At 60.3% G+C, this 14367-nt stretch carries 12 protein-coding genes and 3 tRNA genes; 7 read left to right on the plus strand and 8 right to left on the minus strand.

Annotation, left to right across the window (positions count from 1 at the left end):
- Window positions 1-176: 176 nt before the first annotated feature.
- On the minus strand, window positions 177-908 hold the full coding sequence (sfsA, locus tag J3R84_RS06550; protein ID WP_025426877.1) for a DNA/RNA nuclease SfsA: 732 nt from the start codon (window positions 906-908) through the stop codon (window positions 177-179).
- 18 nt (window positions 909-926) lie between these two features.
- Window positions 927-2768 (minus strand): poly(3-hydroxyalkanoate) polymerase subunit PhaC, encoded by a 1842-nt coding sequence (gene phaC, locus J3R84_RS06555; protein WP_203527242.1) that lies wholly within the window; start codon window positions 2766-2768, stop codon window positions 927-929.
- 109 nt (window positions 2769-2877) lie between these two features.
- Between phaC and J3R84_RS06560 the strand changes: the two genes are divergently transcribed.
- The 4 genes from J3R84_RS06560 to recJ all read left to right on the plus strand — a co-directional run bounded on the left by J3R84_RS06560 (window position 2878) and on the right by recJ (window position 7863).
- Complete coding sequence (locus J3R84_RS06560; RefSeq protein WP_025426879.1) at window positions 2878-3186, plus strand: hypothetical protein; 309 nt, start codon at window positions 2878-2880, stop codon at window positions 3184-3186.
- Window positions 3187-3310: 124 nt separating this feature from the next.
- Window positions 3311-4528, plus strand: a complete 1218-nt coding sequence (locus tag J3R84_RS06565) for an LL-diaminopimelate aminotransferase (protein WP_025426880.1) — start codon at window positions 3311-3313, stop codon at window positions 4526-4528.
- Between the two features lie 83 nt (window positions 4529-4611).
- Window positions 4612-5934, plus strand: a complete 1323-nt coding sequence (locus tag J3R84_RS06570; RefSeq protein WP_025426881.1) for a homoserine dehydrogenase — start codon at window positions 4612-4614, stop codon at window positions 5932-5934.
- A 126-nt stretch (window positions 5935-6060) separates the two neighbouring features.
- The gene (gene recJ, locus J3R84_RS06575) at window positions 6061-7863 is read left to right on the plus strand and encodes a single-stranded-DNA-specific exonuclease RecJ (RefSeq protein WP_057205021.1); all 1803 of its coding nucleotides are present in this window, start codon (window positions 6061-6063) and stop codon (window positions 7861-7863) included.
- 207 nt (window positions 7864-8070) lie between these two features.
- Here the strand turns inward: recJ and J3R84_RS06580 are convergent.
- From J3R84_RS06580 to J3R84_RS06600, 5 genes are all read right to left on the minus strand, one after another.
- Window positions 8071-8145, minus strand: a tRNA-Glu gene (locus J3R84_RS06580).
- A gap of 197 nt (window positions 8146-8342) precedes the next feature.
- Window positions 8343-8417 (minus strand) — tRNA-Glu (locus J3R84_RS06585).
- Between the two features lie 209 nt (window positions 8418-8626).
- Window positions 8627-8701: transfer RNA gene (locus J3R84_RS06590), tRNA-Glu, on the minus strand.
- Window positions 8702-8837: 136 nt separating this feature from the next.
- Window positions 8838-10241 (minus strand): YcbK family protein, encoded by a 1404-nt coding sequence (locus J3R84_RS06595; RefSeq protein ID WP_057205016.1) that lies wholly within the window; start codon window positions 10239-10241, stop codon window positions 8838-8840.
- 400 nt (window positions 10242-10641) lie between these two features.
- On the minus strand, window positions 10642-11082 hold the full coding sequence (locus J3R84_RS06600; protein ID WP_025426884.1) for a VOC family protein: 441 nt from the start codon (window positions 11080-11082) through the stop codon (window positions 10642-10644).
- A 197-nt stretch (window positions 11083-11279) separates the two neighbouring features.
- On the opposite strand from J3R84_RS06600, the gene J3R84_RS06605 reads away from it, so the two are divergent.
- The 3 genes from J3R84_RS06605 (at window position 11280) to J3R84_RS06615 (ending at window position 13147) form a co-directional block, all read left to right on the plus strand.
- The gene (locus tag J3R84_RS06605) at window positions 11280-11858 is read left to right on the plus strand and encodes a cold-shock protein (RefSeq protein WP_025426885.1); all 579 of its coding nucleotides are present in this window, start codon (window positions 11280-11282) and stop codon (window positions 11856-11858) included.
- Window positions 11858-12340, plus strand: coding sequence for a DUF192 domain-containing protein (locus J3R84_RS06610; protein WP_025426886.1), 483 nt, complete (start codon window positions 11858-11860; stop codon window positions 12338-12340). Before J3R84_RS06605 ends, J3R84_RS06610 begins: the two co-directional genes overlap by 1 nt.
- Window positions 12341-12499: 159 nt before the next feature.
- Complete coding sequence (locus tag J3R84_RS06615) at window positions 12500-13147, plus strand: outer membrane protein (protein ID WP_025426887.1); 648 nt, start codon at window positions 12500-12502, stop codon at window positions 13145-13147.
- A gap of 106 nt (window positions 13148-13253) precedes the next feature.
- On the opposite strand, the gene J3R84_RS06620 is transcribed toward J3R84_RS06615, so the two are convergent.
- On the minus strand, window positions 13254-13880 hold the full coding sequence (locus J3R84_RS06620; RefSeq protein ID WP_057205010.1) for a DUF1062 domain-containing protein: 627 nt from the start codon (window positions 13878-13880) through the stop codon (window positions 13254-13256).
- Window positions 13881-14367 lie beyond the last annotated feature (487 nt).

Consider the following 14367-nt stretch of genomic DNA (forward strand, 5'->3'; position numbering starts at 1 on the left):
TCGTCCACTGCCGTGCACCTTGAGGGACTGATATAGGGCGCAGCGCACAGTATTTCGCAGCCGCGATCTTCCGCTAAGCAGATCGGCAAGCCTAACGCGGATCAATGCCTGCGCCTATCCGTAGAATGTTGCAGGTTGCTAAGGGTTGGCGATGCCGTGCGTGCCAAATCGGTAACTCAGGCGAAGTTGCGAATAGCGCTGGCACCTGCCTCATCGATTGCGATCAAGCCGATCGGTGCTATCTCGGAGGGCGATACCAGGCATTTCACCGCATAGGCCTCGACACCTCTGGTCATGGCACGATCGAAGGCAGCGGCATATACAGGGTCGTAGTCGCGGCAGATCTGCAGGTGATCGCAATCGCTGCGCTGCACTAGGTAGACCATGATCGCGCGATGGCCGGCTTCGACCATGTCTCCCAGTTCTTCGAGGTGCTTGGCGCCACGTGCAGTCGGGCTGTCGGGAAACTCGGCCACGCCAGGGTTGCGACTGAAATGCACATTCTTCACCTCGACATAGGCAAGACCGCGCAGGCTGTCGCTCAAGAGAATGTCGATTCGCGAATTGCGCCCGTATTTCTGCTCGCGGGCGAGGTTCTCGTAGAGATGAAGGTCGGCGACAAGTCCGAGCCGAATGGCCTCTTCCGCCAGACGGTTGGGCAGGCCGGTGTTGATGCCGACCAGCGTACCATCCGCCTCGACGATTTCGAGCATCTGCCGGTACTTGCGCGTCGGGCTATCATGCTCCGACATCCAGATGCGCGAACCCGGCGTCGTCAGTCCGCGCATCGACCCGGTGTTGGGGCATGAGCCGGTCAATGCCGTACCATCGGCGAGGAGAGCGTCGAATAGAAAGCGTTTGTAGCGCTGCACGAGCGTGGCGGGCACGAGTGGCCGATCGAAAATCAAGATCTGTTCACACCTTGGTCAGGCGCGGGCGCGCACATAGGAGCCGGGCGCCTCTTCCAGCGTGTTGAGCGTGCCGCCGGGCTTGCGCGCGGGCACGCGCTTCTTGTCCAGCTTTTCGATCCACTGATGCCAGTGCGGCCACCAGGACCCGGGGGTCTCCGTGGCCGTTTTGACCCAATCGTCGAACTCTCCCTTGGGAGGACCGCCGGTCCAGAACTGGTACTTGCCCTTGTCCGGTGGGTTCACGACGCCGGCGATGTGGCCCGAGCCGGAAAGCACGTATGTGACCTTGCCACCGAAGGAGGAACTGCCGAGGAAAACGGAGCGCGGCGGAGCGATATGGTCTTCCTTGGTTGCCAGGTTGTAGATCGGGATCTTGACGTCACCCAGCGATACCTGCTTGCCGGCCAGCATCATCTCGCCCTTCGACAGACGGTTTTCCAGGTAGCAGTTGCGCAGGTAGAACGAATGGTTGGCCGCCGGCATCCGGGTCGAATCGGAATTCCAGTAGAGCAGGTCGAAGGGCAGGGGCTCCTGCCCCTTGAGGTAGTTGTTGACGAAGTAGGGCCAGATCAGTTCGGAGGCGCGCAGCATGTTGAACGCGGTCGCCATTTTCGAGCCGTCGAGATAGCCGGCCACCCGCATGTTGGCTTCCATCTGGCTGATCTGGTCTTCGTCGACGAAGACCTTGAGATCACCGGCGTGAGTGAAGTCGACCTGGGTGGTAAACAGCGTTGCCGAGCGGATGCGCTCGTCGCCCTCTGCGGCATGGAGCGCCAGTGTTGCGGCCAATAGCGTTCCACCGACGCAATAGCCGATGGCATTCACGTCCCGTTCGCCGGTCGCCTGTTCGACGGTGTCGAGCGCAAAGCCGATGCCTTCGCGGGCATAGGCTTCCCAATCCTTGGCCGCATGCCGCTCGTCCGGATTGACCCAGGAGATGACGAACACCGTGTGTCCCTGATCGACCGCCCACTTGATGTAGGATTTCTGCGGGTTGAGGTCGAGCACGTAGAACTTGTTGATCCAGGGCGGGCAGATCAACAGCGGACGCTTGAGCACCGTTTCCGTCGAGGCCTCGTACTGGATCACCTGGCAGACGTCGCTCTGCGCGACCACCTTGCCGGGGGTGATCGCGATGTTTTCGCCGATCGCGAATTTGCTGGTATCGGTCTGGCGCATCCTGAGATCGCCGCGACCGGCCACCACGTCCTCGGCAAACATTTGCATGCCCTTGACGAGATTGGCGCCGCTCGTCGCAACCGTTTCCCGGTAGAGCTGAGGGTTGGTGGTGACGAAATTGGTCGGAGAGAGCGCACTCGAAATCTGCCTGACGTAAAAGGCAGCCTTCTGTTTGGTGTGGTCGTCCAGCCCTTCCGCGTCGCGCACCATCTTGTCAGCCCAGTCCGACGTGATGAAATAGGCCTGCCGGACGAAATCGAAGAACGGGTTTTTTACCCAGTCCTCGTCGGCGAAGCGCTTGTCGGTGCGCTGCAAGCTCACGGGATCGGTGGCGACAACATCACCGGACATGCGATGCAAGGTTCGAGACCACATCTCGAAGAAACTGCCCATCAGATGGGTCTGGGCTTCGAGCGTCCGGCGTGGATCGGAAAGCCAATACTCGGAAACCCTGGAGAGGGTTTTGACCATGTCGGTGACAGGTTCGGAGAAGACGTCGGATTTTTCGCCGGTTTCGCGCGGCGCAAGCCAGGCTGAGGCCGCCTTGCCGAGCTGCTCCATTGCGCGGGCAAGGTTGACCGCGAGGCCTTCGGGATCCTTGACGATGTAGGGTTCAACGGACTTCGGGTCGAAGCCAGCAAAGCCGTCCTTGCCTTCGGCATTCCTGTCTGCTGTCACCCGGTTTCCTCCACAGCATCTTGTTTGTTTTGTATTTTTACATTCTGCCCGAAAATGATTACAAGGGCTAGCGCATCGTCGCGCCACGAAAACAGAGGTCTTTGCCAGTATGCTCGCCGTCGGAAAACAGCGCTCCATCACCTGGGTTGCCGGGATCATTCTCCTCGGCACGCTTGCGGGCTGCAACAGCCAGAAGACCGATTTCGAAAATTATCCCTCCGTCTACGGTCAGAAGCCTGCGGCAACGCAGCAGATGACCAATCAGGAAGCCGCCGATATGCAGGCGCGGCTGTCCGCGCTCGGTGCCGCGCGCAAATCCGGCTCCATCTCCGAAGCGGAGTATCAGCGTCGCATGAAGGAAATGCGAAAGCTTGCCGAAGACCACGGCTCCGACACGTTGAAACAGATCACGAATTAGCACTTGCGTTTCAGGTGATTTGGACGCAAAGCGTTCAATGGCCGCAATGACGGCCGTTCACCAAAGCGCATGTTTTCGCGACGGCCAACCGCTGGCGGATACGTGCGCCAAACGAGGTTTGGAGATGGAAGAGTTTCACAAAGTCCGGCGTTTGCCGCCTTATGTTTTCGAACAGGTCAACCGTTTGAAAGCAAGCGCGCGAGCGGCCGGTGCTGACATCATCGACCTCGGCATGGGCAATCCGGATCTTCCCACTCCGCAGTCGATTGTCGACAAGCTCTGCGAGGCCGTTCAGGACCCGCGCACGCATCGTTATTCGTCGTCGAAGGGCATTCCCGGGCTGCGTCGTGCCCAGGCCGCCTATTACGCCCGCCGCTTCGGCGTCAAACTGAACCCGGACACGCAGGTCGTCGCCACCCTTGGCTCCAAGGAAGGCTTTGCCAACATGGCTCAGGCGATCACCGCGCCGGGCGACGTGATCCTGTGCCCTAATCCGACCTATCCGATCCATGCCTTCGGCTTTCTGATGGCCGGTGGCGTCATCCGCTCGATCTCGGTCGAGCCGGACGACACATTCTTCGGGCCGCTGGAGCGCGCCGTTCGCCATTCGATCCCGAAGCCGCTGGCGCTGATCCTCAATTACCCGTCGAACCCGACGGCGCAGGTTGCGACGCTCGATTTCTATAAGGAAGTCGTGGCATTCGCGAAGAAGCACGACATCATCGTCTTGTCGGATCTGGCCTATTCGGAAATCTACTTCAACGATGCGCCGCCACCATCCGTGCTCGAGGTGCCGGGCGCGATCGACATCGCGGTCGAGTTCACCTCGATGTCGAAGACGTTTTCCATGCCCGGTTGGCGCATGGGCTTTGCCGTCGGCAACGAGCGGTTGATCGCGGCGCTGACGCGCGTGAAGTCTTATCTCGACTATGGTGCGTTCACGCCGATCCAGGTTGCCGCCACCCAGGCACTTAACGGTGACGGCAGCGACATCGCCGAGGTCCGCAACATCTACAAGCGCCGTCGCGACGTGATGGTCGAAAGCTTCGGCAAGGCCGGCTTCGACGTGCCGCCGCCGGCAGCCACGATGTTTGCCTGGGCCAAGATCCCGGAGAAGTTCCGTCATCTCGGATCGCTCGAATTCTCAAAGCTGCTTGTAGAGAAGGCCGATGTGGCCGTAGCGCCGGGCATCGGCTTCGGCGAGCAGGGTGACGACTATGTGCGTCTGGCGCTCGTCGAAAACGAGCACCGCATTCGTCAGGCGGCACGCAATATCAAGAAGTTCCTGTCCACGGCTGACGAGACGATGCACAACGTCATCTCGCTCAACGCGCATCGGTAAAAGACGGGGGCGTGCCAGGCGCGCGCCCCTACCGCAACGGCCCCGCCGTTCTGGCGGGGACCCTCACATGTTAGGAAATGGCTATGGCAGATGCCCTCAAAATTGGCATTGCGGGCTTGGGTACCGTCGGTGCCTCGCTCGTGCGAATCCTCCAGGATCGTCACGAGATGCTGGCAACGACATGTGGCAGGGCAATCGAAATTACAGCCGTAACGGCGCGTGACCGCTCCAGGGATCGTGGAGTCGATCTGTCGAAGACCACCTGGTTCGACGATGCCGTCTCGCTCGCTGCCAATGCCGATATCGATGTCTTCATCGAATTGATGGGCGGTTCCGGCGACCCGGCCTATGCTGCGGTCAAGACGGCGCTCGGCCGTGGTATCCATGTCGTCACCGCCAACAAGGCGTTGCTGGCAGCACATGGCATCGAGCTTGCGGCCATTGCCGAGAACAACGGCGCGCTGCTCAACTACGAAGCTGCCGTTGCTGGCGGCATTCCCGTCATCAAGGCGCTGCGCGAATCCATGACCGGCAACACGATCTCGCGCGTCTACGGGATCATGAACGGCACCTGCAACTACATCCTGACGAAGATGGAGAAGGAGGGTCTGTCCTTCGAGGCCTGCCTGAAGGAAGCCCAGAGGCTCGGCTATGCTGAGGCCGACCCGGCCTTCGACATCGAAGGCAACGATACCGCCCACAAGCTATCGATCCTGACGAGCCTTGCCTTCGGCACGGCGATTGCGGCCGACGACATCTATCTCGAAGGCATCACCAATATCTCCATCGACGATATCAATGCCGCGGCCGATCTCGGATACCGGATCAAGCTTCTCGGGGTCGCCCAGCGCACCGAAAGCGGCATCGAGCAGCGCGTACATCCAACGATGGTTCCCTATGATTCGGTGATCGCTCAGGTCGATGGCGTCACCAATGCGGTCGCGATCGAATCCGATATTCTCGGCGAGCTGCTGATGGTCGGTCCGGGTGCCGGCGGCAACGCGACGGCGTCGGCCGTTCTCGGCGACGTCGCCGATATCGCCAAGAGCCGCCCTGGCGCCCAGCATGTGCCCGCATTTGGTCGTCCGACCAATGCGCTGCTGCCTTACAAGCGCGCGCAGATCCAGAGCCACGAAGGCGGCTACTTCATCCGCCTGAAGGTCGTCGATCGCACAGGCGTCTTTGCGAGCATTGCTTCGCGCATGGCCGAAAACGGCATTTCGCTGGAATCGATCATGCAGCATTCCAAGCACCCGAAGGAATCGGACGAGCCGCAGACGATCATTTTGGTGACGCACGCGACCGCCGAGCATTCGGTGCGCGATGCGATCGTCGCGATCAAGAGCGAGGGCTATCTGGTCGGCGAGCCGCAGGTGATCCGCATCGAGCGGCCGAAGGCAGCCTAGCTCAAGGTGCAAAGCTGTTGAGAACGGGCCCCATCGACCATTGGCGTCGGTGGGGCCTTTTTCATGCCGGGTTTTGCGTGCGCGCATTGTTCGCTAATAACGAAGAGATTGAGGCAGGTGGACAGCATGGAAGAACCGGTAGACCCGATACAGCGAGCTTTTCTGGGCGTCGAGCGATCGATCAGCGGTCAGCGCTGGGTCTCTCGTCTCGACCAGGCCGGGCAGAACCGCGCGCTGGCGATCAGCCAGGTTCATGGCTATTCCGATCTCATTGGACGCGTGCTGGCCGGCCGTGGCGTTTCGCTCGACGATGCCGCGACCTTCCTCGACCCGACGCTTCGCTCGCTGATGCCGGACCCCGACACCTTGACCGACTGCCGCAAAGCGGCAGAGCGCCTGTCGCTGGCAATATCCAGGCGCGAGAAGGTAGTGGTCTTCGGCGACTACGACGTCGATGGCGCTGCATCCTCGGCGCTGATGGCGCGCTTCCTCGAACATTTCGGGCTCGAGGTCGAGATCTACATCCCCGATCGCATCTTTGAAGGCTATGGCCCCAACCCACAGGCGATCGAACAGTTGATCGATAACGGGGCCAGGCTCATCGTCACCGTCGACTGTGGCTCGACCAGCCATGAATCGCTCGCTGTCGCGGCCCAACGCGGTATCGACGTCGTCGTCATCGACCATCACCAGGTCGGCTCGACGTTGCCGCCATGCCATGCACTGGTCAATCCCAACCGCGAGGACGATCTCTCCGGCCAGGGGCACCTTTGCGCTGCCGGCGTCGTCTATCTCGTTCTCGTCAATGCCGTGCGGGTGCTGCGCGCCGCTGGTGATGCGCGCGTTGGGACTTTCGATCTACTGGCGCAACTCGATCTCGTGGCACTCGCAACCGTTTGTGATGTGGTGCCGCTGAAGGGGCTCAATCGCGCCTATGTGGTCAAGGGGCTGATTGCAGCCCGGCATATGGGCAATGTCGGGCTGGCCGCGCTGTTGCGCAAGGCGGCGATCGGCGGTCCCGTGACGCCATATCATCTCGGCTTTCTGGTCGGGCCACGCATCAATGCGGGCGGGCGCATCGGGGACGCGGCGCTTGGCAGCCGCCTGTTGACGATGGACGATAGTGCTGCGGCTGAAACGATTGCGGCACGGCTCGACGAGCTCAACCGCGAGCGGCAGGCGATGGAAGCGGCGATGTTGGCCGAGGCCGAGGCCGAGGTTCTGGCTGAGTACGGCACGGGCGAGGGCGCCTCCGTCATTGTGACGGCGCGGGAGAACTGGCACCCCGGTATCGTCGGGCTGATCGCGGCGAGAATAAAAGAGAAATTCCGTCGCCCGACCTTTGCCATTGCCTTCGATCCGAATGGTCGCGGCACCGGATCGGGTCGGTCGATTGCTGGTTTCGACATGGGAAAGATGGTTCGTGCCGCCGTCGACGGCGGATTGTTGGTGAAAGGCGGCGGCCACGCCATGGCCGCAGGCCTGACGGTCGAGCGGGCAAAGCTCGGCCGGTTGCGCCAATTCTTTGAGGAGAAGGCTGAAGCAGCCGTGCGGGACCTCGTTGCGGTGCAGACGCTGAAGGTGGACGGCGCGCTCGGCGCGTCTGGCGCAACGCTGGAACTGATCGATCTGCTGGAGCAGGCCGGCCCCTACGGCTCCGCCCATCCGCAGCCGGTCTTCGCCTTCCCCCTGCATCGGCTGCGCGACTGCCGCCAGGTTGGAGCCAACCACATCAAGGTGACCCTCGAAGGGCAAGACGGCAGCCGCCTCGAAGGTATCGCCTTTCGGGCCGTGGAGACGCCGCTCGGCGACTTCCTGTTCGCCAGCCGTGGCGCATCCATTCATGTTGCGGGTTCGGTTTCGGCCGATCTTTGGCAAGGCCAGCGGCGCGTGCAGTTGCGTGTAAGCGACGCTGCCAAGGCAATGTAGCCGGCAGCCTGAATCTATATTCCGTCAAGCTCTGCGGTGCCGCTTGGAATGCATGACTATCTGCCGGGATCGAGTCCAGTCATCTCCTGTGAACCTGCGTCAGAGACGGGGCAGAAGTACTCCGCGCCACGGGACGGAGCATGACTATTTTTGGTCCTGCGAAGACGTGCAGGCCGAACATCAACAATGTCGAGGGGAAGGTCACAGTGGCACGCCCTAGGGGAGTCGAACCCCTCTTCCCAGAATGAAAATCTGGTGTCCTAACCGATAGACGAAGGGCGCACTTGCTGTGTGGGCGTCTTATAGTCAGCGCTTTTGCCGGCTGCAAGCGCTAATGTCAGGATTTTTGAGGTTTTTCTGGGGAAAATGCAGGAAAAATCAACGGCTAAGAACATGGCGCAGATGCCTGAAGCCGAGGGGCATGGGTCGATGCAATCGGCGCCAAAACGGAAACGAATGTGCTGGGGAGGGGATCACAGTGGCACGCCCTAGGGGAGTCGAACCCCTCTTCCCAGAATGAAAATCTGGTGTCCTAACCGATAGACGAAGGGCGCACTTGCTGTGTGGGCGCCTTATAGGCAGCGCCTTTGCAGACTGCAAGCGTGAATCTGAAAATTCGTGTGCTTTTCCCGTGAAAAAGAAACGGAAAAATCTGCACCCGTTCGGCGTGCATGTGCGCATCGCATATTCGAGCGCACGCTGAATTCTCGGCAAGAAACTGCCGATCACCAATAACAAAATCATCTGAAGGGGAGGGTCACAGTGGCACGCCCTAGGGGAGTCGAACCCCTCTTCCCAGAATGAAAATCTGGTGTCCTAACCGATAGACGAAGGGCGCACTTGCTGTGTGGGCGTCTTATAGTCAGGCGATTTGATTACCGCAAGCGGCAATTTTCATTTTTCTGTAAAAAATGCAAAAGCCGGAAAAGATGGACGGATCCTGCGGATTAGCTCATGGAAACAAGGGCTTGCCTTCAGCCCTTGCCGCGGCGGCAGCGCCAGTTCCAATCGCGCTGGGCGCCGATGTCGATATGAACCGATTCCGTGTGGCAGTAGGTTCCAACGCCACCGCGCCCGGGAATGCTGCGCAGGAAATCTGCCAACTCCCACTTGCTGACGCCCTTCACCTGGATGTCTGCCGCCTCGCAGCGCGTATGGAGGGATTGCTTTGCGCGGTTGACCTTGATCGGGCGCAGGCCCGAAGTCACCATCACTTGGCGGCCGTAATGCGTTTCAACCTGTTTGAGCATCTGCATCAGCTCCGGCTTGAAGCAGCCGGCCTCGACCTTTTCGGTCTGCAGGATAAGGCCGCTTGGTGCCAGACGGGCCAAGCCGGAAAGGGAGGCGACCTGAACCGGTGCGTCCTCTTCGTCCGCCGCGTGGTCTTCATGCGCCACGCTGAACAGCGGGCTCATCTTGACGCCGGGCAGGCCCTGATAGGCGAGCGAGGCCATCTGCGGCTGGCTGGCGTTGCTGGTGGTGATGGTTTTTTTCTCAGCCGGCTGCGCTGCGCGCGCCGTTTCCTGCTGCTGTTTCTCCTTGCGTTTTCCCGCAAACAGGCTCGCAAGCGTCCAGGTCTTCGGTACTTCCTTGGAGCCGCTTTCGCTGGCCTTGGCGTTCGGCGTGGCCGTGGCGGCCTGGGTCGCCACGTCTGTTGCCGCCTGCGCCTGCTCAACAGCTTGTACGGGCTGAAGCACGCGCGATGTCTTGCCGCCGAGGGCGGCTTGCGCGCTCAAGGGCAGCGGTACCGAGGCGGGAAGAGTAGCGCCTTCCGGGGCGGCATAGGCCATCACTGCTGTATCGGACGGGGCGCCGGAAGTCTCATTCGATGCGCCTTGCTGCGGCTGGATGATCGGCTGGGGTTGCGGCTGAGGCTGAGGCTGAGGCTGGATTTGCCCCTGTCCTTGGCTGCCGCTGAAGAGGCTGTTCGTCGTTGCGTTCATGCTCGGCTGGGCAGCGCCTGTGGCCGGGACGGAGCCCGTCGCCTGCGGCTGTGCGCCCGCCATCGCCGCTTGACCGGCCGCGGCCGGAGCCTGGCCATAGATGCTCGATGAGGCCGCACGCAGGCCCGTGCTCTGCATGGTCAGCGGCCCACCCTGTTGCGCGGGGGCCTGACCCGGCGCGAGAGCGCTATTGCCTTGGGCTGCCTGCGGGTTGCTGCCAACCGCCGACACTTGAGCGTCGCGAACGGTCGCGCCGGTCTGGGGCGAATCGGCGACCTGCAGAGCGTCTTGCGCTTCCTCTACCTTCAACGCATTTGCTGCTTCGCTATCAGCGACGGCAGACACGCAGCCGCTCAACGCGAACAGCGAAACGGATATCGCGGCTGCGCGGCTGAAAGTTGCCAGCAGCGCTCCCCTTGTTTCCCGATGTTGCAACGTCCTATCCCCGCTCTCCGTGCATGATCGGCGAGATCGTCGCCTTTCCATGCATTAAGTCTCAGTTCCGAAACATCGCCCAGAACAAACAAACACGAATTTCGCGCGGCGACCAATCGGATCGCCGCGGGAAGGATTAGGCCAAATACAGTTAGGGGCGTCGCCACGAGACATCGCGGATAGAACCCCGTATCAACGTTTCGCGCGGAAAGTTACTGAACGATACGTGATTTGTAAACTGGCGCTAACCTTGAGCCCACATGCGCCAAGCATGCGAAGGCCCGGTGTCGATGCCGGGCCCCGGATCATTCGTCAATTCAACGGATCCGCGACTCGACTGTGCCAAGCCGAAACTCCCGGCTGCAGACGTCAATCATCGGCGGCCAGAATTGCGCGAGGCTTACCAGGCGCCGGTGTTGGCCATGGACGCCCAGGGCTCCTGCGCCGCCAGGTTCTCGCCCTTCTGCAGGATCTCGATCGAAATACCGTCGGGTGAGCGCACAAAGGCCATGTGCCCATCGCGTGGCGGGCGGTTAATGGTTACGCCGTTGTCCATCAGGTGCTGGCAGAAGCCATAAATGTCATCCACCTCATAGGCCAGGTGACCGAAGTTGCGACCGCCTGTATAATCTTCGCTGTCCCAATTGTAGGTGAGTTCGAGGCACGGCGAGAGTTCGCCCTTTGCCCGGTCGAGATCGCCTGGGGCGGCCAGGAAGACAAGCGTGAAGCGGCCCTTCTCGTTCTCGTAGCGACGGATTTCGCTGAGGCCGAAAAGCGTGCAATAGAAGTTCAAGGCCTCGTCCAGATTTTTGACGCGAACCATCGTGTGCAGATAACGCATTGCAATGTCCCTGTTTCGAAGAAGATGGCGTATACTTATCTGCCAGCAAGCCAGAGGCAAGGCTGCGTCCCTACATTGGATCCAGGCCAAAATACGCCGAGGGTCTTGCGCACCAGCGGCGGGACGATGTTATTCTGGTCAATAAGAATCAGTTAACCGTAGTCGGTAGTCGCGCGTAAACGAGGGGCTGGGAGAGAATGGCGGATAGGACATCTTCAAAAGACGTCATGCATGATGACGACTTTGGCAGCGACGCCCTCGACCTCGTCGAAATCACCGGCGTGATCAAATGGTTCGATGTCGCCAAGGGGTTTGGCTTCATCGTGCCTGATAACGGCATGCAGGATGTGCTGGTGCACGTGACCTGCCTGCGGCGCGACGGCTATCAGACGGTGCTCGAAGGGGCCCGCGTCGTGGCTCTCATCCAGAAGCGCGACCGTGGCTACCAGGCCTTCCGCATTCTGTCGATGGATCAGTCGACGGCCATTCATCCCTCGCAACTGCCGCCGATCAGAACCCACGTGCAGGTAACGCCGACGAGCGGCCTCGAACGTGTCTTGGTCAAGTGGTTCAACCGGACCAAGGGCTTCGGCTTCTTGACGCGCGGCGAGGGCACGGAGGATATCTTCGTTCATATGGAAACGTTGCGCCGTTTCGGTCTGACGGAACTGCGCCCCGGCCAAGTGGTTCTCGTGCGCTTCGGCGACGGTGAAAAGGGCTTGATGGCGGCCGAGATCCATCCCGATGGCCCAACACCGACAAGCCGTTCGCACTGATGTCGATGGCTCGAACCTTTTCTGCAAGAAGCGCCGCCACGGCGCTTTTTTTGTCGGCGCTACTGTTTGCAGCCTTTGCGCTAGCGGAAGCGCAATTCACCAGCGACCGGATGCGGCTGGTGACGGCCGACAACAAGATCCATGAGTTCACGGTCGAGCTTGCCATCGATGCCGATCAGCGGGAGCAGGGGCTGATGTTTCGGCGCTCAATGGCACCCGATCACGGAATGTTGTTCGATTTCGGTGATACCCGTCGGGTGATGATGTGGATGAAGAACACCTATCTGGCGCTCGACATGCTGTTCATCGACAAGAGCGGTACTGTGCGGACGATCCATCAGGATGCCGTGCCGTTTTCCGAGGCGATCATCGATTCGCGTGAGCCGGTGGCCTATGTGCTGGAACTCAATGCCGGAACCGTCAAACGGCTCGGCATCAAGCCGGGTGATCGGCTGGAAGGCGCTCGTATCGTCGGTAACTGATGATGCAGGGCACGGTGTCCGACGTGGCCCGGTTAACGGTTTCCAACCAGCTGATTTAAAAGCGCAATTCATTATTCTTGCACTGCAGCGAGCCTTTTCGGCAGACGCGCCCTACATAAGTTGGTAGTCTTTCTATCGGACCAACAGGAGGCATCTGTGATGATCAGGCATGTGCTTGTTGCAATCATTGCTGCGGCCGCCTTCGCGCCCGCGGCATCGGCCGCCGATCTGACCGAAAACCTCGAGCCGGCGCCCCTCGTGGAAGCAGCGCCTACCTTTGTCTGGACCGGCGGTTATGTCGGTCTACAGGGTGGTGGCGGCTGGCTTAATGGCGATTTCAGTACGCCGGGCGGAAGCGCTTCACAGGATTTCAATGGCGGCCTTCTCGGTGCCTTCGCCGGCTTCAACTACCAACAAGGCGATTGGGTCTACGGTATCGAAGGCGATGTCAGCTATAACTGGAACGACAAGACCTTCGATATCTTCGGCGCCTCTCCGGAAGCCGGAACCGATGTATCCGGTTCCGTCCGCGGCCGTCTGGGTTACGTCGTCAACGACAAGGCACTTGTCTATGCGACCAGCGGCTGGGCGATTACGCGCGGCTTTGTCGATGTGCCTGGGGCTTCCAAGGAAAAGGAAACCTTCAATGGCTGGACGATCGGTGCCGGTGTCGACTACGCCTTCACCGACAGCCTGTTCGGTCGGGCCGAATATCGCTACAACGACTATGGCGACAAGGATGTCGGCGGCTACAACGTCGATTTCGACCAGCATCAATTCACCGTCGGCATCGGCGTAAAGTTCTAAAGATTGTGAATGCGAGGAGAGGGCGCCGATGGCACGGAGCCCTCTTTGCTGTCGTCATCGTGCTCTTCACGCTTTGATCGGGGCCGAGACCCCAGCCAATCTTCGGCTAAGGCCCGGCGCGGCTGAGGATTGCATTACGATCGGCTTCGCCGGCAAGATCGATGGTAATGCGCATTTCATCCTTCACCGGTCGCCGTAGAGCGTTCTTGCCCGATGGTGCTGTGGAGAGGCGGCCTGCCTCTTCAAGTATGGCGATACGCTTGCGTGATAGGCCGAGTTCCATGGATAGCAACCGCTCCGTTCGCAGCGATGTTTTCATCGCCAGGTCAAGAACGATCTCCAGAGGCGGGGATGATTCGGCGGCCGGGTTCAGAATCGTCTTTTGCACATGAACCTCGGAAAACTCCTCGATCTGCCCCGCATCCCGGCGCAACCCGTCGAGATCGAAAGAGACCTTCTCGATCCAGGCTTCGTCATTGGTCTGAAGCGCGTTGAGCGTGTGCGGATCGATATCGCGGATGTGGCGGCGTTCGAAGATGGGGCGGTTCCAGGTGCTGTCGCAACTGCAGCAGCGATAGATCAGCCAGGCATCCAGCCGCCGACCATTGGCATTGAGCCGTGTCTTGCCGCTCGGCTCGAATGGACGTGCTGCTCGGCAACGGTTGCAGGCGAGCCAGGGACGCGGCGCGATTTTGGGTTTGATGGTCCACTGGACCAGGTATGTGTGAGACATGTCGTCTGGTTCTTCCGATTGGAAGTCCATCAAGACGACGGTTTGAGCACCCGTTCAGGGGACGCGGTCTGGCAGCGTTGTTGGTGATGGTTCGATCCGCACAAGCAATTGTGCGGCGACAGGTCGGCAATGCCATTCCGGTCTCGAACCGTCACCTCGACGAACGCATTGAGTTGCGATCCGACAGCGACGATCGCTATCGGGCGTACGTGGTGAAACAAGCGAGACCGGGGTTTACAAAGGCAAAGCGGAACTCCAGGAAAAGGCAGCGCAATTTGTTGCGCAACAGTCCTAGCCGAATATTGTTGCTACGGGAAGTAGTAGTATTTGTGATAGTCGCGTTTTTGGATTTGTCGTGGGCGTGTGAGGACGAGTTTCTCTGATTGAGTTTTTCTATGTGCCGTCGGACACCGGATGACCCAGTCGGGAAGGCCGGGCTGTCGTGCCGGCATAGAAATTCTTGTTAAGAGGTACTAGGCGCTCAAAG

It is taken from the genome of Ensifer canadensis (assembly GCF_017488845.2).
GTDB lineage: Bacteria > Pseudomonadota > Alphaproteobacteria > Rhizobiales > Rhizobiaceae > Ensifer > Ensifer canadensis.

Coding starts and splice junctions, on each gene's coding strand:
- J3R84_RS06560 (WP_025426879.1), top strand. CDS start 2,878: ATGCTCGCCGTCGGAAAACAGCGCTCCATCACCTGGGTTGCCGGGATC.
- J3R84_RS06565 (WP_025426880.1), top strand. CDS start 3,311: ATGGAAGAGTTTCACAAAGTCCGGCGTTTGCCGCCTTATGTTTTCGAA.
- J3R84_RS06570 (WP_025426881.1), top strand. CDS start 4,612: ATGGCAGATGCCCTCAAAATTGGCATTGCGGGCTTGGGTACCGTCGGT.
- recJ (WP_057205021.1), top strand. CDS start 6,061: ATGGAAGAACCGGTAGACCCGATACAGCGAGCTTTTCTGGGCGTCGAG.
- J3R84_RS06600 (WP_025426884.1), bottom strand. CDS start 11,082: ATGCGTTATCTGCACACGATGGTTCGCGTCAAAAATCTGGACGAGGCC.
- J3R84_RS06605 (WP_025426885.1), top strand. CDS start 11,280: ATGGCGGATAGGACATCTTCAAAAGACGTCATGCATGATGACGACTTT.
- J3R84_RS06610 (WP_025426886.1), top strand. CDS start 11,858: ATGTCGATGGCTCGAACCTTTTCTGCAAGAAGCGCCGCCACGGCGCTT.
- J3R84_RS06615 (WP_025426887.1), top strand. CDS start 12,500: ATGATCAGGCATGTGCTTGTTGCAATCATTGCTGCGGCCGCCTTCGCG.
- J3R84_RS06620 (WP_057205010.1), bottom strand. CDS start 13,880: ATGTCTCACACATACCTGGTCCAGTGGACCATCAAACCCAAAATCGCG.